Origin of the sequence: Shewanella surugensis (genome assembly GCF_023284005.1) — a bacterium.
GTDB lineage: Bacteria > Pseudomonadota > Gammaproteobacteria > Enterobacterales > Shewanellaceae > Shewanella > Shewanella surugensis.
This window is the reverse complement of the sequence record NZ_JAKIKS010000052.1, coordinates 12,119-36,654: the sequence shown is the minus strand read 5'-3', so window position 1 is coordinate 36,654 and position 24,536 is coordinate 12,119. Positions and strand designations below refer to the sequence as shown.

19 protein-coding genes are annotated in these 24,536 nt (G+C 42.4%); all 19 read left to right on the top strand.

All coding sequences use genetic code 11. From position 1 onward, the window contains the following. The first annotated feature begins 271 nt into the window (after positions 1-271). The 19 genes from L2764_RS27765 to L2764_RS13875 all read left to right on the top strand — a co-directional run bounded on the left by L2764_RS27765 (position 272) and on the right by L2764_RS13875 (position 24,341). Entirely contained in the window at positions 272-403 is a 132-nt protein-coding gene (locus L2764_RS27765; RefSeq protein WP_283107011.1) for a hypothetical protein, read from the top strand. Between the two features lie 63 nt (positions 404-466). Continuing rightward, positions 467-742 carry a hypothetical protein gene (locus L2764_RS13960; RefSeq protein ID WP_248940866.1) on the top strand — a complete coding sequence of 92 codons (276 nt, stop codon included), beginning with the start codon at positions 467-469 and terminating at the stop codon, positions 740-742. A 202-nt stretch (positions 743-944) separates the two neighbouring features. Continuing rightward, positions 945-1,139, top strand: a complete 195-nt coding sequence (locus L2764_RS13955) for a hypothetical protein (RefSeq protein ID WP_248940865.1) — start codon at positions 945-947, stop codon at positions 1,137-1,139. A gap of 1,388 nt (positions 1,140-2,527) precedes the next feature. Then, entirely contained in the window at positions 2,528-3,016 is a 489-nt protein-coding gene (gene tssB, locus L2764_RS13950; protein ID WP_248940864.1) for a type VI secretion system contractile sheath small subunit, read from the top strand. 89 nt (positions 3,017-3,105) lie between these two features. Then, positions 3,106-4,581 carry a type VI secretion system contractile sheath large subunit gene (gene tssC / locus L2764_RS13945; protein ID WP_248940863.1) on the top strand — a complete coding sequence of 492 codons (1,476 nt, stop codon included), beginning with the start codon at positions 3,106-3,108 and terminating at the stop codon, positions 4,579-4,581. A gap of 6 nt (positions 4,582-4,587) precedes the next feature. After that, positions 4,588-5,019 (top strand): type VI secretion system baseplate subunit TssE, encoded by a 432-nt coding sequence (tssE, locus tag L2764_RS13940; RefSeq protein ID WP_248940862.1) that lies wholly within the window; start codon positions 4,588-4,590, stop codon positions 5,017-5,019. A gap of 2 nt (positions 5,020-5,021) precedes the next feature. After that, positions 5,022-6,785 carry a type VI secretion system baseplate subunit TssF gene (gene tssF / locus L2764_RS13935; RefSeq protein WP_248940861.1) on the top strand — a complete coding sequence of 588 codons (1,764 nt, stop codon included), beginning with the start codon at positions 5,022-5,024 and terminating at the stop codon, positions 6,783-6,785. Then, positions 6,749-7,756, top strand: a complete 1,008-nt coding sequence (tssG, locus tag L2764_RS13930; protein WP_248940860.1) for a type VI secretion system baseplate subunit TssG — start codon at positions 6,749-6,751, stop codon at positions 7,754-7,756. Before tssF ends, tssG begins: the two co-directional genes overlap by 37 nt. Positions 7,757-7,771: 15 nt before the next feature. Further along, positions 7,772-9,127: a type VI secretion system-associated FHA domain protein TagH gene (tagH, locus tag L2764_RS13925; protein WP_248940859.1), complete on the top strand. Its 1,356-nt coding sequence runs from the start codon at positions 7,772-7,774 to the stop codon at positions 9,125-9,127. Beyond that, positions 9,127-9,657 (top strand): type VI secretion system lipoprotein TssJ, encoded by a 531-nt coding sequence (tssJ, locus tag L2764_RS13920; protein WP_248940858.1) that lies wholly within the window; start codon positions 9,127-9,129, stop codon positions 9,655-9,657. Before tagH ends, tssJ begins: the two co-directional genes overlap by 1 nt. Before the next feature lie 2 nt (positions 9,658-9,659). After that, the gene (gene tssK / locus L2764_RS13915; protein ID WP_248940857.1) at positions 9,660-10,994 is read left to right on the top strand and encodes a type VI secretion system baseplate subunit TssK; all 1,335 of its coding nucleotides are present in this window, start codon (positions 9,660-9,662) and stop codon (positions 10,992-10,994) included. A gap of 5 nt (positions 10,995-10,999) precedes the next feature. After that, positions 11,000-11,788 carry a type IVB secretion system protein IcmH/DotU gene (icmH, locus tag L2764_RS13910; RefSeq protein ID WP_248940856.1) on the top strand — a complete coding sequence of 263 codons (789 nt, stop codon included), beginning with the start codon at positions 11,000-11,002 and terminating at the stop codon, positions 11,786-11,788. Positions 11,789-11,797: 9 nt separating this feature from the next. Continuing rightward, positions 11,798-14,389: a type VI secretion system ATPase TssH gene (tssH, locus tag L2764_RS13905; RefSeq protein WP_248940855.1), complete on the top strand. Its 2,592-nt coding sequence runs from the start codon at positions 11,798-11,800 to the stop codon at positions 14,387-14,389. After that, positions 14,389-15,990, top strand: a complete 1,602-nt coding sequence (locus L2764_RS13900; protein ID WP_248940854.1) for a sigma-54 interaction domain-containing protein — start codon at positions 14,389-14,391, stop codon at positions 15,988-15,990. The genes tssH and L2764_RS13900 overlap by 1 nt, the downstream gene beginning before the upstream one ends. Next, positions 15,966-16,655, top strand: coding sequence for a type VI secretion system-associated protein VasI (gene vasI, locus L2764_RS13895; protein WP_248940853.1), 690 nt, complete (start codon positions 15,966-15,968; stop codon positions 16,653-16,655). Before L2764_RS13900 ends, vasI begins: the two co-directional genes overlap by 25 nt. A 287-nt stretch (positions 16,656-16,942) precedes the next feature. After that, positions 16,943-18,349, top strand: a complete 1,407-nt coding sequence (tssA, locus tag L2764_RS13890) for a type VI secretion system protein TssA (RefSeq protein ID WP_248940852.1) — start codon at positions 16,943-16,945, stop codon at positions 18,347-18,349. A gap of 18 nt (positions 18,350-18,367) precedes the next feature. Beyond that, positions 18,368-21,943 carry a type VI secretion system membrane subunit TssM gene (gene tssM / locus L2764_RS13885; protein WP_248940851.1) on the top strand — a complete coding sequence of 1,192 codons (3,576 nt, stop codon included), beginning with the start codon at positions 18,368-18,370 and terminating at the stop codon, positions 21,941-21,943. Between the two features lie 92 nt (positions 21,944-22,035). Next, complete coding sequence (locus L2764_RS13880; protein WP_248940850.1) at positions 22,036-23,310, top strand: type VI secretion system ImpA family N-terminal domain-containing protein; 1,275 nt, start codon at positions 22,036-22,038, stop codon at positions 23,308-23,310. Between the two features lie 482 nt (positions 23,311-23,792). Continuing rightward, the gene (locus L2764_RS13875) at positions 23,793-24,341 is read left to right on the top strand and encodes an Hcp family type VI secretion system effector (RefSeq protein ID WP_248940849.1); all 549 of its coding nucleotides are present in this window, start codon (positions 23,793-23,795) and stop codon (positions 24,339-24,341) included. The last annotated feature ends 195 nt before the right edge of the window (positions 24,342-24,536 follow it).

Below are 24,536 nucleotides of genomic sequence, written 5' to 3'. Positions count from 1 at the left end.
TGCGGTGCGCCAAGTCAGCGAAATAAGCTAAAAAAGGCGAGTTGGGACGATGATTACAGGGCAAAAGTTTTCTTTGGTTAATTATCCGACAAAGTATGCTCCCGCCCTGCACCTCCCCTAATGATCGAGCGGCGGATCTCCAATAAATCGAAAATATGTTACAGGAATTAGTCTCCAATCTGAATATTCCCCTAGCGACAGGAGAGGGCTAGGGATCTCTAACCCTAAAGTGGTTTTGGGTAAGGCACTTTTATGGCTAAAAATTTAGGCTGTGAACAAAGTGCAGCCTGTGTTTTCTTGTCATCATTCAGTATTAGGGCGTGGGGATGATTTATCTTTATCGGGTGCCGTGGATGAGTTTGATGTGAGCCGTCATGAGTTACTCGGGATGGGGGCTATTTAATGTTGGTTTACTGGAGAGAGGATTATTTTGGGATAGTCGACTGGAATTTACCGATGACGGTTATTGACCCCATATTCCGCCTTAGATGAAGCAGACCAGCGAAGAGCCGATCCGAATTCGGGTACGACATTAGCGGCTGCTCAAGTAAGATTTCCCGTGACGTCACTTGAAGAGATGCAGGGGCAATTCGCAGCAACAGGAGATAATCAATCATTAAGAGCACAGCTTTCTGCACGTTTTGATAATAGTGATGTGGATTTGTCATCAACATGGCCGATAGCATGTTCCAATGCTTTGGTAATGAAGAGGTTAGCTTTGACAGAATGGCTGATGCGATAGGCGGATATGAGCGCTCAATGCTGTTTGTTAATAACCCTTGGTAAGCTTATTTAGAAGGTGATTAGAATGCATTAACCGCCAAGTAAAAAGAAGCTGCATTGCTCTTTTTCACCAGTGAAACGGAAGGAGGCGCTGGGTGTTCGGGCTGTCATAGCGGTAATGCATTTACCAGTAAGATCCATTTTTTAGTGACTTTCCTCAAATGGGAATGGGGCTGGGTAATCCTAGTGATATCAATATTAGTTATGATTTTGCTCAAGAGAATGTGACTAACAATGAGGCCGTTGGCTTTCATTTTAGAGTGCCTACGTTATTGAATGTAGCTGCACCTTTTTGTCAATGGCCTCAAATGATGGATCTGATGATTAAAAATAATCAAAGCTGTGAAGCTCTCTAACCAGATGCTTATGCCAATTCTATTGCTGTAGTTAATCATTTAGAGGGTGCGGTTACAGGCGTTGTTGATGCTTCGGTGGCGATTTTTCCTGGTATCGACTTAAATCGAAAAGAAGTTGATCAAGTAGTGGCTTTCTTAAATGCGTTAACGGATCCTTGTGTGAAAAATAGAGAGTGTCTGATCCTTAGATAGTGGGTGACAATGATGTAGCCGATTTTCCAGATAATGCCTCCATTATATTATTCAGTAGCAATAGGACATATTTTAGCATTATGTGGAAAATGAATATAATATTTTAATATAAGCGGAGAATAGTTTAGGTAGTGTGCGAGATCCTTTTCCATTGAGTAAAGTCATGGCCTTAATGAGTTGATATAATAATAGAGATCTTTGCAGTTTTTTGTAAGAGATCTCTGAGCTTTTACTTTAGTCTTGATTTATTTATTTTTAAAAATGAGGGTTCTGGATCATAAGTAATGACCAATATTAGTGAATAAGCTTTTATTTTAGGCTGATGATATTAAATTCATGACACATGCAACGTTATAGCTTAATCGTTATAATGATGCTTTATTCACTTTGGTTTTATAGCCAGTACCAGTCCTTATTAATGTAATACATTGTTATTATGTTAAATGTAAAAGGTGGGTTTTATTTATATTTTTACTTTATTTTTTATAATTACTCGTTTTAATTGAAGTTATTTTAATTTTAGCTTTTATTTTTTGAATATTAAATCGTTATTGATGTGAGTGTTTTATTGGATACGAAGGAATAATGCAATGTAAAAGACTTCAATGATAGTGGAATGCATCATTTTCACTATTAATATAGCTTGCTATTGATGTGTGTTGTAGAGGTTTTATACTGAATGTTGTATTTTATATTTATTGTAAGTAGTTGTTTGTATTTGTTTTATTTTAATGGTGGTAACGGGGGGCTTTAGGGAGGGCAGATAACTGGTTAATGATAACTCAGCATTGAAATTGAACACTTTTATGCAAATTATGCCGCTCATAATCAATTATCTACAGCTGGCTATTTAAGATGATGTTTGTTGCACTTCAATTTAACTATGCCAGTGGCTCAATGACATTTTCATATCGTGGAGTGATTTCTATATACAGATGCATGTTTGACGCCTTAGCAAGTGTATTGGTCTGTTGATTTTTTTAATCATTAAAGTAAGATACTTCCTCAATAGGTAGGTTTAAGCTAATCAGTATTAAAATGTTACATTTATCATCAGTACATTCTCATCTTATTTGAGTTGACTGTGGATAGCTAATATTTAGAAAAGTATTTGTATCATTATGTAATTTATTGTTTTATGTTGGCTGCCGTACCAAATGGAATTTTTCGATACTATCTATGATATGGAGATTGTAATGGCTAAAGATGGAACCGTCGCGCCTAAAGAGCGCATTAATATTAAATATGTCCCAGCCACTGGGGATGCACAAGCGGAAATGGAGCTTCCGTTAAAATTATTAGTTGTAGGCGATTTTAAAGGTCATGCTGAGTCAACTCAGCTTGAAGATAGAGAAGCCGTTTCAGTCAACAAAACTAATTTTTCTTCGGTCATGAAAGAAAGCAAGTTATCTGTTTCTGGTAGTGTTGCTAATAAGTTGGTTGATGAAGAAGGGAGTGAGCTTCCTTTTGAGTTGTCATTTAATTCATTGGAAGATTTCACTCCTGATGAAGTGGCGAAACAAGTACCAGAAATTAATAAATTGGTCGAGCTTCGTGAAGCTCTTGTCGCACTGAAAGGCCCCTTAGGTAATATCCCTTCATTTCGTGTTCGCTTACAAGAATTATTTTCTGAAGAAGCTTCTCGTGAGCAATTATTACGTGAACTTCAAGACGCTGAAGATTAAATTTGTCATTGCGTTTTTAAATAAGGTTAGATGACTAATTGGATTTAGTTAATTGTGAAACACAAAATATATTAGAGGGATATCACTACATGGAAGGTCAAGTTAAAACAACCGATAATGCTGCTTTAGAAGGTGGCAATTTACTCGATGAGATCATGGCACATACTCGCATGGATCCTGTTGATGAAGGTTATGATGTTGCCAAAAAAGGTGTGGCTGCCTTTATTTCAAACATTTTAGGTTCAGACAAAGTTTCTGAGCCTGTCAATAAAGCGCTTGTTGATAAAATGCTGGTTGAGTTAGATCAGAAAATCAGTGCTCAGATGGATGAAGTGTTACATCATGAAGATGTTCAACAAATTGAGTCTGCGTGGAAAGGATTAAAGCTACTCGTTGACCGTACTGATTTTCGTGAAAATATCAAAATCGAGCTGCTACATGTCACTAAAGGTGAATTACTCGATGATTTCGAATTTGCGCCTGAAACGACGCAATCTGGCTTATATAAGCACGTTTATTCATCAGGTTATGGACAATTTGGTGGTGAGCCTATCGCCGCGATTGTGGGCAGTTATGCTTTCACTCCTTCATCTCAAGATATGAAATTACTGCAGTATGTATCGGCTGTAGGCGCGATGGCGCATGCCCCTTTCTTATCATCAGTGGCACCTGATTTCTTCGGGATTAAATCTTTTGAAGAATTGCCGAACCTGAAAGACTTGAAGGCGACTTTCGAAGGCCCTAAATACACCAAATGGCGTGGTTTACGTGAATCTGAAGATGCAAGATATTTAGGCTTAACAGCCCCTCGATTCTTACTGCGAGTGCCTTATGATCCGATTGATAATCCTATTAATAGCTTTAACTATCGTGAAAACGTGAGTGAGAGCCATGAAGATTATTTATGGGGTAATACAGCGTTTGCATTGGCGACTCGTTTAACGGAAAGTTTTGCTAACTATCGTTGGTGTCCAAATATTATTGGTCCTCAAAGTGGTGGTGCGGTTGACGATTTACCAGTACACGTCTTTGAAACTATGGGTGCATTGCAAGCTAAAATCCCCACAGAAGTTTTAATTACAGACCGTAAAGAATACGAATTAGCCGAAGAAGGTTTTATCAGCTTAACCATGCGTAAAGGCAGTGATAATGCGGCTTTCTTCTCTGCTAATTCGATTCAGAAACCCAAAGTATTCCCTGCAACAAAAGAAGGTAAAGAAGCCGAAACTAACTATAAGTTAGGTACGCAAATACCTTACATGATGATCATCAACCGTTTAGCGCATTATATTAAAGTGCTGCAACGCGAGCAGATCGGTGCGTGGAAAGAACGTCAAGATCTAGAAAGAGAGCTCAATGGTTGGCTTAAACAATATGTTGCCGATCAAGAGAATCCACCTGCAGAAGTGCGTAGCCGTAAACCATTACGTGCAGCCAAAATTGTCGTGTCTGATGTTGAGGGTGATCCAGGTTGGTATCAAGTGAGCATGTCAGTTAGACCTCATTTTAAATATATGGGTGCTAACTTCGAGTTGTCGCTTGTGGGTAAGTTGGATCAGGAGTAACACATAGTGTTTGACACTGAAGAAAACAAATTAAGAGGCAGTAGTTTCTTTGAGCGCTTAATTCCTGATGCGCCAAGAGTATCGGCGTATCATTCTTCAGTGGATGAGACCATGGATTCAATTAAACGTAGCATTGCGAGAGTATTAAATGCGCGTATAGGCGAATCTCAAAGCTGCCCCGAGTATGGTTTACTCGACTTTAATGATGCGTCATTGGGCAGTTTTGATTTGGGCCTACAGATCAGATTGTCGATAAAAAACTGTATTGAGCGTTTTGAACCTCGGATTTCTAACGTTGAAGTGACGGTCTTTCATGATGAAAGCAGTCCGTTAAATCTGACATTCAATATTGTTGGGAAATTGGCAGTATCACACATGGATGAAAAAATTCAAATTGAGCTTTTTCTGGATAATAACCGAAAATACAGAGTGATTTAGTCGTGTCACAAGATAAATATTTCAGGGATGAACTCGCTTTCTTAAAAGAGCAAGGTAAAGAATTTTCGGATATGCATCCTCAATTAGCCCGTTATTTACATGGTAAGAGTACCGATCCTGACGTCGAAAGATTACTTGAAGGATTTGCTTTTCTTACGGGTCGATTACGTGAAAAAATTGATGATGATTTTCCCGAACTTACTCATTCAATGATCAATATGCTGTGGCCTAATTATTTACGCCCAGTGCCCAGTACGACCATTATTGCCTTTTCTCCCAATGAAGGTATGGATGAGAAGCAGCTAATTAGTACCGGTTGTGAAATGAAGAGCCATCCTGTCTCAGAGACCATATGCCAGTTTAGAACCTGTCGTGACGTGGATATTTATCCCTTTACGGTTGAAGATATTATTTCATCTCATTCTCGAGAGTCGTCGACCATTGACGTGGTTTTAAGTTCATCGGCAAAAATCAGTTTGCAACAAATTGGACTTGATGATTTACGCTTCTATCTTGGTAATGACGATTATAGTGCTAAAACATTGTATTTATGGCTTAATAATTGTTTAGATAGTATTGAGCTCATTGCGGATGACAAAGCTTATACCTTGATGCGTCATTCATTAAAAGCGGTGGGATTTGACTCTCAGGACGCTATTTTACCTTATCCCAAAAATGTCTATGAAGGGTATCGCATTTTACAGGAGTATTTTACCTTTCCTGAAGCCTTTCATTTCGTTGATGTCACTAATATTCATAAAGTGATCCCCAGTCATGTTTCTGGTGACTTTACGTTGCGGTTCAAATTTTCTAAAACATTGCCATCTGATGTGCGCATTAATAAAGGCAGTATGCAGCTTTACTGTGTGCCGGCGATTAATCTGTTTGAGCATGATGCCGATCCCATTGAGCTTAATGGTCGTCGTACTGAATATCCGATTGTACCTTCTAGCCGAAAAACGGGACATTATGAAATTTTTAGTGTCGATCATGTCCAAGGTTGGACCGATTCGGAAGCTGGGAGAATTCGGGGGCAAAATCGTGTATATACCCCATTTGAAAGCTTTCAACATGAAATTGAACGCACGCGTCATCGACTGGCTTTATATTATCGCATTAAAGTGCGTGACAGCATTAGCCATAATGGCTTTGAGCATTTAATGTCTTTCGTCCGCAGTGACGAAACCCATATGGTTAATATGACCGAAGCGGTGTCTTTACGGTTAACTTGCACCAATAGACAATTGCCCAAAGAGCTTGGTAAAGGGGATATTTGTATTGCCACCGATAAGACTCCAAGTTTTGTTACGTTTAAAAATATTACCGAGCCATCGGCATCATTACGTCCGCCTTTAGATGGCAGCTTGTTATGGACACTTATTTCTAATTTATCGCTGAATTATCTCTCCTTGTTATCGAAAGATGCCTTGTGCTCTGTGATCCGTGCCTATGATTTTAAAGCCTTAGTTGATAGACAGGCCGAGATGATTGCTAAGCACAGATTAGCGGGCATTTTAGATATCATTTCAGGTCCGACTGAGCGCATTATTAAAGGTCTACCTGTTAGAGGCTTGAAGTCTGAAGTGACGCTTAAAGAGTCTGCATTTGGCAGTGAAGGGGATTTGTTTTTATTTGGAACGGTACTTAGCCGTTTTTTCTCTTTGTATGCCAGCATCAATTCGTTTCATGAGTTGGTTGTGGTGAATGCGGATAATCAGGAAAGATATACATGGAATATACAGATCGGGCAGCAGCCGTTAATTTGATGCCACCCGAATGGCAGGCAAGGATGCCTGAAAAAGTGCGTTCGTATAACTTTTTCCAACTGGTGGAGTTAATACATCGTCTGGAAGGCAACGATGCGGATAGTCGCGAATGGGAACAACAAGGCAAACTATTTTTTACTGCGGATCCAAGCCTTGGCTTTGCCAGTAGTGATGTGTCTAGCCTGACTCGGCTCGATGATAATCGCTTGCAGCTGGATACCACCTTTTTAGGATTAAATGGTTCGCAGTCGCCTTTACCGAATTATCTATTGGATCAAATTGCCGATCCAGAAGATGAAGGCATGAAGCGCAACTTTCTCGATTTTTTTAATCACAGGCTGATTTCTTTATTTTACAAAAGCTGGCGAAAATATCGCTACTACGTTCGATTTCAAGATAACGCAAGTGATGCATTTTCAGCGCAAGTGTTTTCACTTGTGGGACTTGCCAATGAAGATTTACGGGGTGAGACCTCGATTAACTGGTGCAAAATGCTCGCCTATGCGGGCATGTTGGCTGGACGAAGCCGTTCACCTCAGACCGTTTCAGGGATAATTGCTCACTGTTTTGATTTAAACAATGTGTCCATCAGAGAGTGGGAAAAAAGAAAAGTCCGTATTCCCGAGTCTCAGCAATTTTTGCTGGGAAAAGATAATGCCAGTTTAGGCATGGATACGATGATTGGTGAGCAAGTGACCGATGTCATGGGTAAGTTTGTGATTTGTATTGACGATCTTTCTTTTGAATTATTTCAAGATTTTTTGCCTTCAGGCAAAGAGTTTAAGCCTTTGTGTAAGGTGATGGAAATGGTTTTGAGGGAACAAATGGCGTTTGATTTAGAGTTGACCCTCGCGAAAGAAGCGACGCCAATGTTAACACTAGGAGATGAAAAAGGTGGTCAACTGGGTTGGTCATCTTTTTTAAGTAAGACTCAGCAAAAAAAGAAAGTGCTGATCCAGATAAGGCAATAGATAAGGAGCAAGTCATTGCAGAAATCAATTTCATTTCAAGTTGTGAATACCCAGTTATTGGAATCTGGATTAGCGACGACGCATAAATTTGACGAGACCGGTGGCGTTATTGGTTCATCTGTCAGTGCCGATTGGGTATTGAATGACAGTGAATACAATATAAAACCCCAACATTGTCAGCTACTCAGAATCGATGGCGAATTTTGTTTAATGGAGCTGGCAGGGCCGGTCTATATCAATGGTGCGACCTTGCCTATTGGTTTTGAAAAAAAGGTCAAGTTGAAAGACAACGATGCGTTAATTTTAGGTCTGTATCATGTTCGAGTGAATTTTGGGCTCGCGGGAGGAAAGCAACGCCAGGCCAGTCAAGCACTAGAAGATTTATTCCCTAAAACCGATACCGATGTGGACTTACTCAGTGATGATCTCTTCGAACCGATTGTTACTGCCTCCGCTGCCGTGCTGAAAGATGATCCATTGGAAGCCTTAGATGCATTGCAATCAAGCAAGGTGGATAGTTTAGATTTACTGCAAGATGAGTTGCAAATTACCTCGACCGAGACGGCTGATTATTTATTGGGTAACGATCAGCATTGGCAAGGTCAAGATTTTATTGTTCAAGCGGATTCTGAATTTGACACTGATTCAGCGATAGCACTTAAGCAAAAACCTAGCATGGATAACTTTATTATGGATGAGAAAACACTCGATTTACTCGAATCAGAACTGAGTTCTGAGGTGGGAACAAGTTGGAACGAAGAGTTAGATACAGGGATGAATCATTTAGCTGTCGGCCCGCTATTTAGAGGGTTAGGTGTACAAGTCGGTAATAAGAACGACTCCAATCAAATGCAAGCGGTTGCCATGGAAATGGGCAGTTCACTCCAAGCGGCCATTAAAGGTTTGTTATCGCTGCATCAGAGTGTCAATAACAGCCGATATGCGCACATTAATAAAAATTTGCAGCCCATAGAAGATAATCCATTACGGTTAGGTTTGGGTTATGAAGACACCATGAAAACCTTATTTGATAGCCAATCTTGCGCGGTGCACTTATCTTCTCAAGCTGCCATCGCGGAAAGTTTACAAACCATTGAGCTACATAATGAAGCGGTGCAAACGGCGATAACGGAATCGTTAGGGCATATTTTAGAAGCCTTCTCGCCAGAAGGTTTAATGAAGCGTTTTAAAAAGTATCGCCGCGCCAGCGATGTACAAACCCATTCCACAGAGCATTGGGCTTGGAATATGTATGAGAGCTACTATCAAGAGTTGACCTCTAATCGTCAACAAGGTTTCGAGAAGCTGTTTTGGGAAATATTTGACCAAGCTTATGATAAAAAGTTACGTGAATTACAGCGGTTAGCCTAATGGATTTTGTACGTTTAGGGCTCATTTTAAGCGTGCTTATTCAATTGGGTGCATGTAGCTCTGCATGGGAGGCGACACAAAAAGCGGGTCAGGTGATTTGGGATCCTGATACGCCAGTGGGGGCCCCTAAAAGTTTACCGACCCAAGTGACTTATAGCATGGTAGGCGATCATGTGCTTAATCCTAATGTGAATGGTGAATCAACCCCGGTGGTCTATCAAGTGTTTCAACTTGAAGATGACTCTTTATTTATGGCGGCCGATTTTGATGCCATGGTTGAAGATCATGAAACCGCATTAGGTTCCAATTATCTTAAGCACAGTGATTACATCATTTTCCCGGATCAGTTTAAGTTTATTGAACCGCTAAAAATCAAAGAAGATGTGCATTATATCGGCGTGATGGCGCAATACAGTGACCCGAATGTGGCGCAATGGAAAAAAGTCGTCAAGGTAAAGTCGATCGGGCGGGAATATCACTTACTCATGTTTTTTACTGAGCATGAAATTAAATTAGAGATAGTAGAGTAATTATGTCATCTAGAAATCGAGTGATTTGGAATGAAGGTTTATTTATTAAACCTCAGCATTTTCAGCAGCAACAACGTTATTTCGAATATATTGTGGAGACAAAATCGTCTTCAACAACAGGCTACTTATATGGCATTACTCAGCTGAGTTTAAATCCAGAGTATTTGAGCTTTGGTCGCATTGCTATCGAAAATGCCGTGGGCGTTATGCCCGATGGCACCGTGTTTAACATGCCTCAAGAAGATGTACTGCCCGACGCATTAGAAGTGACCGACAGCGCGTTAGCGAATCAAATTGTGTATTTAGCCTTGCCGATGAAAGGAGATTCGGTGACGGAAATTTCACATGCTGAAAAAATGGATGCGAGTCGTTATGAGTCTCGTCGTTATGAAGTCCGTGATGTGCATACCGAACAAGGGGATTTGACCACCATTGATGTGAGCCCTTTGCGTATGCGTTTGATGTTAGAAAAAGACGATCGCAGTGCTTACAGTTCACTGGCTATTGCGCGTATTTTAGAAAAACGCCCCGACGGCAGCGTGATGTTGGATGACAGTTTTATTCCTTGCCATTTAAATGTGACTGGCGTGCCTCGTTTGCATCGCTTTATCGGTGAAATGGCGGGACTGATGAAAGAGAGAGCAAAAAATATTGCCCAACGTATCGGTATGCCGAGTCAAGGTGGCGTGGCTGATGTGTCTGATTTCATGTTGTTGCAATCGCTTAATCGCATGCACCCGATTTTACAGCACATGTCGACTCAGCGCCGTATTCATCCTGAGCGCTTGTATGAAACCTTAGTCAGTATTTGTGGTGAGTTATTTACCTTTACCGACGAGAGTCGTATCGCTCCTGAGTTTAAGGCTTATAACCATAAGCTGCCTTTAGAATCATTCTCACCCATTATGACGCTACTTCGGCAGTCACTCAGTATCGTGCTTGAGCCTAAAGCGGTGTCTCTACAGTTACATAAACGTAAGTACGGTCTGCAAATTGCGCCAGTACAAGATCCTGATTTGGTTAAAGATGCTGAATTCATTTTGGCAGTGAAAGCGAAAATGCCATTAGATGATTTACGAAAACTGTTTATTCAACAAACGAAAGTAGCGTCGGTTGAGAAGATCCGTGAACTGATTTCGTTGCAATTACCGGGTGTACCGTTAACGCCGTTACCTGTGGCACCGAGGCAGTTGCCTTACCATGCAGGCTTTACCTATTTCCAACTTGAGCGTTCGAGCCCAGAGTGGAGAATGTTGAGTAATTCATCGGGTTTTGCGTTCCATGTCGCAGGTGATTTCTCTGAACTTGAATTGCAATTCTGGGCCATAAGGAGCTAATGGCAATGGATGACAAAGAATTAAAAGAAAAGGTTGAACCGAATTTAGAAGGGAATTTATTCGATCATGCCAAAAATATGGATGCCGATCAGCAGTACTGGTTTAAATTACGGGGTGAGAGTATTAATTTACTCATCGATGCGGCGACGCCTTTGCTGGGCATGGCTTTAAGAGTAAAAAAACTCACTGAACTAGAAACGGTGTCTCAGCTGTATCAGCAAACACTTGAAGATATTATTGCCATTGAAACTGAACTAGTGGCTGTAGGTTATGAGCATGCCATCGTACTGGCTTATCGTTATTTATTATGTTGTTTTATCGATGAAGCGGTGATGAGTACTGGATGGGGTTCTGAAAGTGTGTGGGCAGAACATTCTTTACTGACTCGTTTTCATAATGAAACTTGGGGTGGTGAAAAAGTCTTCACTATTTTACAACGGCTTGAGAGTGAACCGCATAAATATAAAGATTTATTAGAATTTATCTTTTTATGCTTCTCTTTAGGGTTTGAGGGTCGCTATAAGGTCATGGCGAATGGGCGTGAAGAATACGATAAAATTTATACCGAATTGTATGAAACGATCCGCCGTTTAAAAGATGAAGAGCCAGAACAGTTAACTAGCGCCACCGATCATGTGGTGAATACCAAATATAAAATTGGCCATCAGTTACCTTTGTGGACGATTTTTGCGGGTTTTTTCTGCATGCTCAGCGTCATTTTTACTTTTTATTCAGTGTCATTAAACCAGAAGTCATCTGGTGTGCTGAATCAATTATTTCAGATTCTAAAATAGGGAAATTTTATGATCCGTATCGAACTGTCTACTTTGATCGGTAAACTTAACCAGCAGAGTAAATTGGCCTTAGAGCAAGCTGCTTCGCTATGTATTAGCAGACAAAACAGTGAAGTGACCATTCAGCACTTATTGTTTGTGCTACTCGAAAACCCGTTAAGTGATATCAGAGTCTTGCTAAAGCAGGCCAATATCGATTATGAGTTGGTGAAGCAATATTTAGGTGATTCACTGCCAAGAGAGGAAGATTTAGACACCAGACCGGGTTTTTCTCCTCTACTTGTCGAGCTCCTGCAAGATGCTTGGTTATTATCGACCACTGACTTACAAGAATTAAGCTTGCGCTCTGGTGCGATTTTTGCCGCCGCAGTGATGCGACCTGAGCGTTACCTTCCTCTGAGTTTAGTCGCCTTGTTTGAAGACATTAATCGTGAAGACTTACGTAAGAATTTTGTGCAGCTGACGGAAAACTCTGCTGAGTCTGCCAGTGTTGCCAGCGATGATAAAAAGCCCAGTTTATTAAATACCACTGACAGTGCCTTGAGTAAATTCACCACAGACTTTACTGAATTGGCGCGACAGGGTGAGTTGGATCCGGTGCTGTGTCGTGATGATGAAATTGCGTTGATGATCGATATTTTGTGTCGTCGTCGGAAAAATAACCCCATTGTCGTGGGTGATGCGGGTGTGGGTAAAAGTGCGGTGGTGGAAGGTTTAGCCCGCCGCATTGTCGAAGGAAAAGTCCCCGACCGTCTTAAAGACGTGAGCTTGTTATCGCTCGATTTAGGTTTATTGCAAGCGGGCGCGTCCGTTAAAGGTGAATTTGAGAAACGTTTAAAGGCGTTAATAGATGAAGTGAAAGCTTCGCCTAAGCTGATCATTTTATTTATTGATGAAGCGCATACCTTGATTGGTGCGGGTAACCAAGAGGGGGGCGGTGATGCGGCAAACTTGCTAAAGCCCGCTCTGGCCCGAGGCGAACTATGCACTATTGGCGCGACGACATGGAAAGAATATAAGAAGTACTTTGAAAAAGATCCTGCGCTGACACGTCGTTTCCAATTAGTGAAATTAGACGAGCCCAGTGTCAGCCAAGCGGTGGATATTTTACGGGGTTTACACCATGTGTACGAAAAAGCCCATAAGGTGCTTATCAATGATTCGGCATTAGAAGCCGCCGCCAGATTATCGGCCCGTTATGTGGCCAATCGTCAATTACCCGATAAAGCTATTGATGTGCTCGATACGGCTTGTGCCCGTATTGCCATCAACTTAAGTTCGCCGCCAAAAGGTATGGCTGAGCTTGAAAGCTTAGGCTATCAACATAAGAAAGCAATCAGTTTATTAGCGCGTCAGCAGCACTTGGGGCAAGCTATCGATGAAGAACGGTTTGCTGGGTTACAAGTCAGCGTCGAGCAACAAGAGCAAGACTTTAAAGTGCTAGAGGCAAATTGGAAGCAGCAACAAGCACTGGTGTCGCAAATGTTGTCATTACGTGAGCAACTACTTGATGACGATAATAGCGATGACTTTGATGACTTAAGACGCCAAGTGCAAGAGCTGACTCTGACCATTGAAGAGTTATCACAGACTGGCAAGCTGGTTTACCCTGAGGTGGATGCCGAGCAAGTGGCGTCGGTTATTGCCGATTGGACAGGGGTGCCGGTGTCGCAAATGAACACGGATGAGTTATATAAAATTACTCATTTACCGGTCATTTTAGGCAAAGCGCTAAAAGGTCAAGATGTGGCTATTGAGCGTATTCATCGTAATATGCTCACCGCGAGAGCCGATTTACGTCGTGCGGGTCGGCCTAAAGGTGCCTTCTTATTGGTGGGTCCAAGTGGGGTCGGTAAAACAGAGACCGTGGTGCAAATTGCCGAGCAGCTTTATGGAGGTAAACAGTTTTTAACCACAATTAACATGTCTGAATACCAAGAAAAACATACGGTTTCACGTTTAATTGGCTCGCCTCCTGGTTATGTCGGTTATGGCGAAGGAGGGGTATTAACCGAATCTATTCGAAAAATGCCTTATTCCATTGTGTTACTCGATGAAGTGGAAAAAGCGCATCCTGATGTGCTAAATCTATTCTATCAAGCTTTTGATAAAGGCGAGCTTGCCGATGGTGAAGGGCGCGTTATTGATTGTCAGAATATAATTTTCTTCCTGACATCCAACTTAGGTTACCAAAGTATCGTCGATAATGCTGAGCAGCCTCATTTGATTGATGATGCCCTGTATCCCGAATTGGTCGAATTCTTTAAACCTGCTCTATTGGCTCGTATGGAAATCGTGCCTTATTTACCGTTAGGTGAAGCGGTATTAAGAGACATTATTGGTTACAAGTTGGCGCAACTAGAAAGCTTATTGGTTGAGCGTTATAAGGCCGAGGTGATCATTGATCCAAGCTTAACTGATGAGATTTATCAACGCTCGACTCGCGCCGAAAATGGTGCGCGGATGCTGGAAGCCATTATCGATGGTCAAATGCTACCGCCAGTGTCACTGGCGCTATTGAATAAACTGGCCAATAAAGAAGCTGTTGAGAAAATTCATTTGCGCTATAGCGATGGTGAGTTTGTGGGTGAGGTTATCTAGTGCAATCCCAGCAATGGTTACATCGAGCATCGGTGCTCTTAGGTTGTAGTCAAGTGAAGCCCTTGATCGCTGAATTTTTAGATGGCTTAGCGGTTGAGCTGCCACTCGAGATGCCTTTTTTGCTCTTGCCGACGATTGATGGGCGAGAGTTAGACGTGGTCGCGACGCAGCCGGCCTTTTCTCAATCCATTGCAAGTGGAGTGAAATGGGCGGTGGATGATTTTGAGCATCCGTTTTCCCATGCGCTGCAATCGCAAAAAACCATGATCCTCGATCATGATACTTTGCTCTATTGGCAAGGCCATAGTGGTTTTATGGCCTTAACGCTGAATATGAAAAAAGATCAGCATTTAGTCATTTATCCATTGAACAATGATAAAGGGGCCATTTTAGGGATCTTAGTTTTGGCTTTGCCAGAGAGTATGGCGATGACGTTAGTCATGCGTCAAGATTGGCAGAGTTTTGTCGCGGTGTTTACGCGTCATTGGCAGTTGCTGGAGTCTATTCGCACTCAAGATAGAGAGCAGAGCTTGTTATCGGATTCTATCGTATTAATTCGTAAAGATAAGTTCGATAAAGAGCAGGCTGAGCAGTTAAGTCATACGCTGGTGGGATGCAGTGAGTTAATGCAAAGTTTGCGTAAAGATATTATCCGTGTGGGTCAATCTGAGCTGGCGGTGATGATCCAAGGTCAAACCGGCACGGGTAAAGAGCTCGTGGCCCAAGGTGTTCATGATTATTCTAAACGCAAAGACCAACCCTTCATTGCGATTAATTGCGCGGCTATTCCCGATAACTTGCTTGAATCTGAGCTTTTTGGCTATGAAAAAGGGGCTTTTTCGGGGGCCGACAGTGCGAAAAAAGGGCTGATTGCGGCAGCGGACGGCGGCAGTCTATTTCTGGATGAAATAGGCGATATGCCACTGTTATTACAAACTAAATTATTAAGAGTTCTCGAGAGCCGTCAGTTTAGGGCATTAGGGGCAGCTAAAGAAACGCAATCGAATTTTAGACTCATTGTGGCGTCACATGTGGATCTTAAGCATAAGTCACGTACGGGTGAGTTTAGGCAAGATTTATTTTATCGTTTATGCCAATTTCCGATCAGTATTCCGGCGTTAAAAGATAGGGCAAGTGATTTACCTGAATTAGTAACACATTTTATTCATCGTTTTAATGCTAGCCAAGAGCGGCATGTCCCCGGCATTCGTTTTTCTGCGTTGGATAGATTATTGCGGCATGATTATCCTGGTAATGTTAGAGAATTGCGTAACATCGTGGAATATGCCTGTGCATTGACCTTAGATGGTCAAGAAATTGATCTGGGCGCCTTACCGACATTGGATATCGAGTCAGAAAACATGGCTTTTAAACGCCAGTTAAATGCCGAAGTTGAGTCTGTTTCGAGTGGGATTTCAGCATCATTAATGAGTCACTTCGATGAAATTGATGATTTAAAAGAAGCCGTTTCACAATTTGAACGGGCCGTTATTGAGGCTCGATTGATCGCTTTTTCTGGTGATCGGGGTCGCGCGGCGGATAGTTTAGGTTTGCCCAAAAGGACATTGGCACATAAATGTATAAAATTGGAGATAAGTTAATGATGGCACAGCTCAAAGGAATGCTACTGGCCTTGTTGTTTTGTCCTGCGTTTTTAGTTTATGCAGAGGGAACACTCTTAGAAGATGCGCTTAAGTGTCGACAGGTAGGCAGTAAACTCGAGCGTTTATTCTGTTTCGATACCGTTTTTGTGACGCCCAACATCCCTCAAGGTGACGTCATTGTCGAGGTGAGCGATCCCCATCCTAAGCAGTGGAAAAGAGCCTTTGACAATGAAGCGATGCGTCAGAGTCAGCGTGGTTTTTTACTGAATAATGCATTTAAGAAAGCGCTTGATAATCATCCGAATATTTGGGCGACGGCGCAGGCGATTGGGGCAATACCTCCTCGGCCTATCATGATGCTGAGTTGCATCGATAATATCAGCCGAGTCGAGCTGATTTTTGCCGATCCGATCAATATTCGCAGCGCACCCATCAGCATAAACACAGCGTTAGGCGAGTCGAGCCAAGACTGGATTGTCGATAATTCAGGTTATATTTTGCGAACGGGACGCGGGTTACAAGCCATTGTCGCCATGAAAGCCATGCTATCGGGCAAAGAATTTGTGCTGGGCTCCGAGCATAAGTGGATTGATGGCTTGCAGTTTGACACCCATCAATTACAAACATCATTAAAGGCCTTGCGCCGCGAATGTAGCTGGTAGGAGGGATTTTAATGTCTAAAGAATATCTCATTCAAATCATCATACCCATCAGTAAAGAGAAGCCTGTGATGATGACAAGTGTAGCTGGTAGGAGGGAGGGTTTATGTTTAAACAATATCTAATATCGATCATCACACTTATCAGTAAAAGTCATTATATGGCGATGTCTATAGCGACAGACAAGGAGCGTTGTTTATGTCTAAAGGATATTTAACCCACATTATCGTATCGATTAGTAAAGGTCATTATGTGGCGATGTCTATAGCGACAGGGAGGGTTGTTTATTTATGTCTAAAGAATATCTGATACAGGTCACCGCGCCTATCAGTAAAGACAATCCTGTCGGTGAACGGTTATTCGATGATCCTCTGTTTGACTTTATTGAGTCACAAATGATTAAAGTGGGCTCTTTATCTCACGGTGACATTCAGTGGCGTGAAGTGGAAACCGGCATTATTACCCTGCTTGAAACCAAGTCGAAAGATCTCAAGTTGGTGACCTATTTATTGCAATGTCTACAGCATAAACTGAGTGTTGAGCGGTTTGTGCTTTCTTTGCTCATTTTACATGGTTTTATGCAAGCCTTTTGGGAGGTGTGTTTTCCTGCACCGGGAAATCGAGGCGTACTACCGCGACGTCGATTTTTCACTCAAATGATGCAACGTATGGTGAAGGCTGCTGATAGCCTTGATACTGAGTTTTGCAGCCAAGATGAAAAACAAGCGTTAACGGAAGCCATCGCGGCGTTAATGACGCTTGCTAAAAGCTATGAATTGCCACTCGATGAGTTAACCACACTCGACGCTACATTAAAGCGCCGATTAAGCGGTGAGGCCAAGCGAAAACAGGTTACTGAGCTCAGTGAGCAAGCACACAGTACGGTGCAGGCAACAAGCAGTAGTCTCACGCCGGCAAGTTTAAATATTGATTCGAGTAATGATAAGGCGACCAAACAGACATTATTTAAAGTGGCTGATTTTATGGGGGAGTTTGCACTCGGTACTGAGCTGAGTTTGCGTCTTAGACGTTTTGCCGTGTGGTTTTCAATTATTAGTGCGCCAGAGCGGATCGCGACGGGTGAAACGCGTTTAATGCCAGTAGCGGTCGATAGGGTCAATGAATATCACTGTTTGCTGAGTAAAGGGGCGGATATGGCGCTGCTGAGAAGGGTTGAGCAAAGCTTAACCTTGAGCCCTTTTTGGTTTGACGGCCATTATTTAAGTGCGCAAATAGCCCAATCATTGGGGCATCCAGAGTGGGCGAATGCCATTCGAGAAGAAACGTATTCTTTTTTAAATCGTATTCCAGGCTTGATGGATATGTCTTTTAAAGGCGCGGTGCCTTTTGTGAGTCCTGATACTCGCCAATGGTTAGAAGGTGCTGGAGGAGGGATGTCGGGCGGTGAAGTGGTGACGAGCTGGGATCAAAAACGCAAGGAAACATTAGAGCTGGCCGAGCAAGGAGGCTTGTCAGTGGCATTAGCCATGTTAAATGATGGCATGAGTCATACCAAAGAGCCAAGAGAGCAGTTTTATTTACGCTTGATCAGCGCTGAATTAATGGATAGCCATCAATTATCTGTGATGGCAAAAATTGAATACAATCAGTTACACACGCAAGCCATGGAGACCACGCTAGCCGATTGGGAGCCGACACTGGTGTCGCATTTACACAAAATAACAGCAGTGAATTAAGCACAGGGAATGAGTAATATGTTGTCTATAATTAAAGGTTTTTTTAAAAAAATCTTACCAGAATTGAAATCAGCGTTGCCTATTTTATTGGCGGTGATTTTTGTGTTGGTGAATGTGGCTATTTGGTGGGCGGGCCCTTGGCTGGTGATTGAAGAGCAAAAGCCGCTTGCCTCCGTTGTGGCGCGCGTGCTTTTTAGTACGATTTTTTCATTATCTTGTTTTACCTTATGGGGCTTGCTGCAATGGCGAAAGGTTAAATCCTACGCCGCGCAAGAAGTCAAAGAGCAGCAATTAAAAGAAGATCCGATTAAAGCCATTGTTGAGCGCCAAGAAGTTGAGCTTAATGAAGTCATGACGCATCTGAAACAAAGCTTAAATAAACGCAATTATTTATATACCTTACCTTGGTTTTTAGTGCTGGGGTTAGAAAATGCGGGTAAAACCAGTCTCATTAATCGCTCTGGTCAGCAATTTGTGTTTTCTTCGACGAAACGCAGTTCTGGGCGTAAGAGTAAAAACCCCTTCTCGTTCGATTGGTGGGTGGGCCGTGATGCGGTACTGATTGATCCCGATGGTGAGCTGTTAACGCAAAAGCAAACTGGCGTCGAAGGCAGTGGTGAAATGGAGCGTCGTTTATGGCTGCATTTTGTGCAATGGTTAGAAAAAACCCGTAATCGTCGTCCGTTAAACGGGGTGGTTTTAGCGATTGATGTGGCAGATATAGTCAGTGCCTCAGTGTCGGATAGAAAAGCCTATGGCCAGCTGATCCGCACCCGTTTACGAGAGTTAATGGAAACATTATCGACGCGTCTCCCTGTGTATATTTCATTGACTAAACTCGATTTGTTGCAAGGGTTTGAGCCTTTCTTCCGTCATTATTCTCAAAGTCAACGTGATGAAATTTTAGGGTTTACTTTTTCATTAAACTCGGTTGATAACCTCGACAGTTGGCTAGATGAGTTTGATACTGACTTTGCTGTTTTTATCGAGCGAGTGAATGCTTGCTTACCTCGGGCGTTATTACAGTGTCGTGATGTTGAAGAGCGTGCTGACATTTATAGTTTTTCGCGTCAAATTGCTGGTGCTCATGGCGTGTTACGTAACTTCTTTAATGAAGCGCTGGCCAGTGATCAATTTTCGACATCAGCCTTGGTGCGCGGGGTGTATTTTACGTCGGTTTACCAAGAAGGCATACCGACCAATGCTTATGTGGATAGCGCTTCACGTAAATATGGCTTGAGTGAAACCATTAATAGTGCTCAAAAAAGTGAAAACTCCACTGCCTATTTTATTCAACCGCTGTTTAAACGCATCATTTATCCCGAGGCAGGATTGGCATCGGATAACTTTAAAGTGGCGAAGCAAAAACGCCGTTTAATGGTGTTGTCTTTTGTGGCGTGTTCTATCGCGTCTGCTTTATTGGTGGGAAGCTGGCATCGATATTACTTACTGAATAATAAACAAGCGGATGCGGTGCTTAATAAAGTGAGTAATTTTAACGAGCAATACCATCAATTTAGTTTCGATGAGGTGGCAAAGAGTATCGTGCCGCCGCTCAATACCATACGCTCTGCTACGTTAGAGTTTGGTTTTTTCCATGAAAAACCGCGTTATATTTCAGATTTAGGCTTGTATCAAGGTCATGTGATTGGTCCGAAAGTAGAGGAGACTTATCTTAACCTGTTGGCATACCGTTATATTCCGGCACTGCTTAAGCAAGTCGCGACGGATATGCTCAATGCCTCGAAAGCCAGTGATGAAAAACTGTCTTTATTGCGAGTGTTTAGAATGATGGTGGATCAAAGTGGTCGCCAAGATAAGTTTGTCACCGATTACTTCGCCTCTCAATGGCAACAAGCCTATGAAGGTAATCGCGTGCTGCAATCTCAATTGATGGCCCATCTTGAGTACGCCCTTAAACACACCAATTTAGAAGCTATGCGCAAAGCGGGCAATGAGGAGGCCATTGATGCGGTCAGTCCTTATGACGGGTTAATTACTCGAACGCAACAAGAGTTAGGCCATTTGCCCATTGAGCAAAGAGTGTATCGTAACTTGAAACAAACGGCTTCTTCTGAGCTGGGTGGGCCACTCGATCTTAAGTTGACCACGGGACCGGCTTTTGAGTTGGTGTTCAGCGATCGCGCCGCCAATGGCAGTTTTGAGAAGTTGAATGTGCCACGTTTACTGACTAAACTAGGATTCAAAGACTACTTTATTCCTAAGTCAGACTCTGTTTCTGAGCTGGCATTAATCGATAGCTGGGTGTTAGGCCAATCACAATCGAGTGACTTTAGTGTTGAAGACAAAAAAGTCTTACGCAACAAAATACGCGATCAGTATATTAATGATTACAACAGCACTTGGCGTTCGGCATTGAATCAATTTAACATCAAAGCCTTTAGAGACATTAACCATGGTGTGTTTGTATTAGACACCATTAGTTCGGGCAGTGAACCCATTAGCCGTATACTCAATACGTTGGCGGAACATACTGAGCTGTTTCCTAATTTGCCCGATGATGACAATGCCAAGACGGCTTTAATGGCTTCGTCTGAATATAAAATAGCCGCGTTAATCGATAGCAATTTCAATAAGATAAACCAGTTAGGTCAAGTTGGAGGGGCGCAGCCTAATTACATGGAAGAAGTCATGGAGTCAGTGACACAACTTCATGGTTATTTAAAGGCGATTCAAGATGCGCCAGATGTGGGTAAAGCGGCTCTGCAAGCGGCGCAAGAACGGCTGACGTTAAATGATGCAGACCCTATTTTTGCGTTAAAACGCATTGCCAGTAATTTGCCTAAGCCTATGGATAGCATCATGGTGAAGCTGGCAAATGAAAGTTGGAAGGTGGTGCTGCAAAGTGCTATCAAACATCTTGAAGTCCGTTGGCACAATGATATTTACCTTGAATATCAGCAAAAACTCGCCTCGCGTTATCCTTTTAATACTGAGACGACGAAACAAGTCTCTTTGTCTGACTTTGAACACTTCTTTGGCCCAGAGGGCACGATCAACGTGTTTTATGAGCAGCAAATGAAGATGTTTATTGAAGAAAATATCAATACCTTAGAGCAGTTCAGTCAAGCTGAGTCGGGTAATGATAACGCGGGTCTGATTCGTAAAGAGGTGATGGAGTCATTAAAACAGGCGCAGAAAATACAAACCGCTTTCTTTAATCGCCAAGGTAATTTGGATGTGCAATTTACCATGCAAGCACTGCAAATGAGCCCGAATAAGCGTCGTAGTGTGATTAATATTGATGGCCAATATGTCGAATATTCTCACGGTCCACAGCGCAGTGTTGAGTTGGTCTGGCCCAATACCTTGAGAAAGTCGGCGGAAAGTAAGTTGACGCTGGTGCCAAGTGCGGCGAATCAATCGCCGCGTAGCTTAGCTTACGATGGTCCTTGGGCTTTCTTCCGATTACTGGATACCGCAAGAATGACTGGTTCGAGCAGTACTAGCATCGATTATCAGTTCTCTATCGATAAAGGGGACGTGACCTATCGTTTGCACACTCAAGATACGGCCAATCCGTTCACGAGTCGTTTGTTAAGCGATTACAGTATTCCTGAAACCCTATATTGATCCAAATATTCGCCTTGAATTCATCTCACTCAGCTTAAACATAGGGCAATGAGTGAGATGACATTCTGGCCATTTTTAAAGGTGGTATTATTGTGACAGAGCAAATCCTCACCGGTGTTAACCGCTTTAAGGTAACGCAAAAACCGGCCTTGCTCAGAGATGACAGTCGTTATCAAGCAATGCGAACTGAAATTAATCGGCGTTATAGCCCGTTAAGTGGCAGAGTCGACTGGGAAAAAGTTAAAACCTTAGCCGAAAGTATTGCTATGGATGCAGGGGCTGATTTACTGATCTCTGCCTATTATTGTGTGGCCGTTTGTAAAACCGATGGGGTAGCGGGTCTCGCTACGGGGCTTGAATTAATGTTGGCTGTGTTGGCCCACGCCAGTAAAGAGTCGAGTCCGTCGGCAGAAAAAACCACCGAGATCATTAATTGGATGATCACCCGAGTGACGCCAGATCTGAAAGAGTTGCTGGGCACGATGGATAATGTTCGCGATTTATATCGTTGTGAATATGCATGTCAGCAATTATTTGAGTTGCTGCAGTCTTATCAGCAAGACTCTTCATCCAACTTAGTGCCCAATCTCGATACATTAGGTTTTTTGATTTTTGAAAAGCTCGATGCGGTGAATCAAATTCACAACGTGGTTCCTACGCTGAACAACCTGAAGAGCAAGAGTAAAGACTCACATCGAAAACTGCTGTTTTGGCGCAGCCTCTCTTTTGTGAGCATGAGTGTGTTAGCGATCACTTTTGTGCTGCTCATGAAGACGCTTTACCGAGAGCCACAGCAAGTGGTGGACTTTTTGGTGGCGCAAACCTCTGCCACTAAAGTCGATTCTTTTGCCGGGCAACAAGAGCCTTCAGCGGTGAAACGCATTAATACTCAAATTGATGAGTTGTTTGCCAGTGTGCCGCCCGCCAATAAAGAGGTGCTGATTTACCCACAGCAAATCGATTTTTTGATTGATTTAGATAAATATTATCAACGTTTTTCTAAAGCTCGTACTCGAATGGCCAATATTAGTCAGCAAATTGAAACATTGGCGAGCAATACGGGTCAAATTGTCCACTTGAAGCAAATGTCCACGGATCTGGATCAATATGCTAGCAGTCTGTCGCCGGTGTTAGGCAGGGCTTACTATATTGATGAAATGTTGGCAACGGCGCAATTACAACGGGCGGGGAAAGAGCTGAATTTACTCGATGGCCAGTTAAAATCATTGTTGATTAAACGCATGCTGCTTAAGCAAGAATGGGCGAAGCAATCCCTCACTGAGGACAGCCTTGAGCGAATAGAAAGTATTGAGCGACTTGAGAGGGTCAGCAGTCTTGAGTCAAAGCCATTAGCGAATAAAAAGTAGCGTCTTGAGTCGAAGCCATTAGCGAGCAAAAGGTCGAGTGCTGATTTCAGCCCTTAGTGAACCCGCAGTCAAGCCTTCAGCTTATTGAAAGCACGAGAAACCGAAATGTTAACAATAAATCACTTAAGCTTGAGTTAGTTGGGTGATTTTTTACCTTACGGGCAAGTTATTGCCCAAGCTGAGCAATAACTTGCCTGATTTGAGCAATAACTTGCTCAGCGTGTGGTTGGATAAATGTCTTTACGATTAAAATCATGGTGTTACAAATTGGCGCGTAAGTTGCTTGCATAAGAGAGAGTAAGAGGCGTTATTACCCCAGTTTCAAATAAGATCTTGGTGGTAACGTATTGGTAACATTATTTAATGCAATGTTTTAACTTGAAGCGTTGAACATTTTGTATTGAGCAGTGTTTAGGGACTCATATGTGCAAGTGTGGTTATTTTTATGACTTGTGCATCAAACATCGTTAAGGAATTAAGCTGTGCCAACACCATGTTATATCTCTATCTTAGGTCAAACTCAGGGACTCATCACTGCAGGGGCATTCACTGCAGATTCAGTGGGTGATATTTTCGTTGAAGGTCATGAGAATGAAATGCTAGTGCAAGCGTTTAGTCATGTCATCAATGTACCCATCGATCCTCAGTCGGGCCAGCCTTCGGGGCAACGCGTACATAAACCTTTTACGTTTACCGTGGCACTCAATAAAGCCGTGCCGTTAATGTATAACGCCTTATCCACGGGTGAAAAACTCAATAATGTAGTACTGAAATGGTACCGCACGTCGACTGAAGGCAAACAAGAGCAATTTTTTATTACCTCATTAGAGGGGGCGACCATAGTGAATATTGAGTGTCAAATGCCCCATTGCCAAGATCCGCAGCAATCTGATTTCACTCAATTGCTAAAAGTGTCGCTTGCTTATCGTAAGGTGAGCTGGGATCACATCACGGCAGGCACCGCAGGCAGTGATGATTGGCGTAAGCCTAGCGAGGCTAAATTAGATTTAATGCAAGCATTGCAGGGGTAATAAACTTGCTTATCAATAGTGTGATTGCATAAGGAGTAAGGCTTCATTAATCCCAAACCAGTGCATCTTTAGCGGGTTTGGGTTGAAGCCTTTTTACACGCTTGTCATATAGAGAGACGACAGAGTCAGTCGTCAGATACAGTGATGGAAAATATTTAATAAGTAAAATTAATGGCTTAGATTGATTTTGTTAAT

What these genes read in the sequence shown, in the direction of transcription:
- L2764_RS13955 (WP_248940865.1), top strand. Translation starts at nt 945, where the DNA reads ATGGGAATGGGGCTGGGTAATCCTAGTGATATCAATATTAGTTATGAT.
- tssB (WP_248940864.1), top strand. Translation starts at nt 2,528, where the DNA reads ATGGCTAAAGATGGAACCGTCGCGCCTAAAGAGCGCATTAATATTAAA.
- tssC (WP_248940863.1), top strand. Translation starts at nt 3,106, where the DNA reads ATGGAAGGTCAAGTTAAAACAACCGATAATGCTGCTTTAGAAGGTGGC.
- tssG (WP_248940860.1), top strand. Translation starts at nt 6,749, where the DNA reads ATGGAATATACAGATCGGGCAGCAGCCGTTAATTTGATGCCACCCGAA.
- tssJ (WP_248940858.1), top strand. Translation starts at nt 9,127, where the DNA reads ATGGATTTTGTACGTTTAGGGCTCATTTTAAGCGTGCTTATTCAATTG.
- tssK (WP_248940857.1), top strand. Translation starts at nt 9,660, where the DNA reads ATGTCATCTAGAAATCGAGTGATTTGGAATGAAGGTTTATTTATTAAA.
- icmH (WP_248940856.1), top strand. Translation starts at nt 11,000, where the DNA reads ATGGATGACAAAGAATTAAAAGAAAAGGTTGAACCGAATTTAGAAGGG.
- tssH (WP_248940855.1), top strand. Translation starts at nt 11,798, where the DNA reads ATGATCCGTATCGAACTGTCTACTTTGATCGGTAAACTTAACCAGCAG.
- vasI (WP_248940853.1), top strand. Translation starts at nt 15,966, where the DNA reads ATGTATAAAATTGGAGATAAGTTAATGATGGCACAGCTCAAAGGAATG.
- tssA (WP_248940852.1), top strand. Translation starts at nt 16,943, where the DNA reads ATGTCTAAAGAATATCTGATACAGGTCACCGCGCCTATCAGTAAAGAC.
- tssM (WP_248940851.1), top strand. Translation starts at nt 18,368, where the DNA reads ATGTTGTCTATAATTAAAGGTTTTTTTAAAAAAATCTTACCAGAATTG.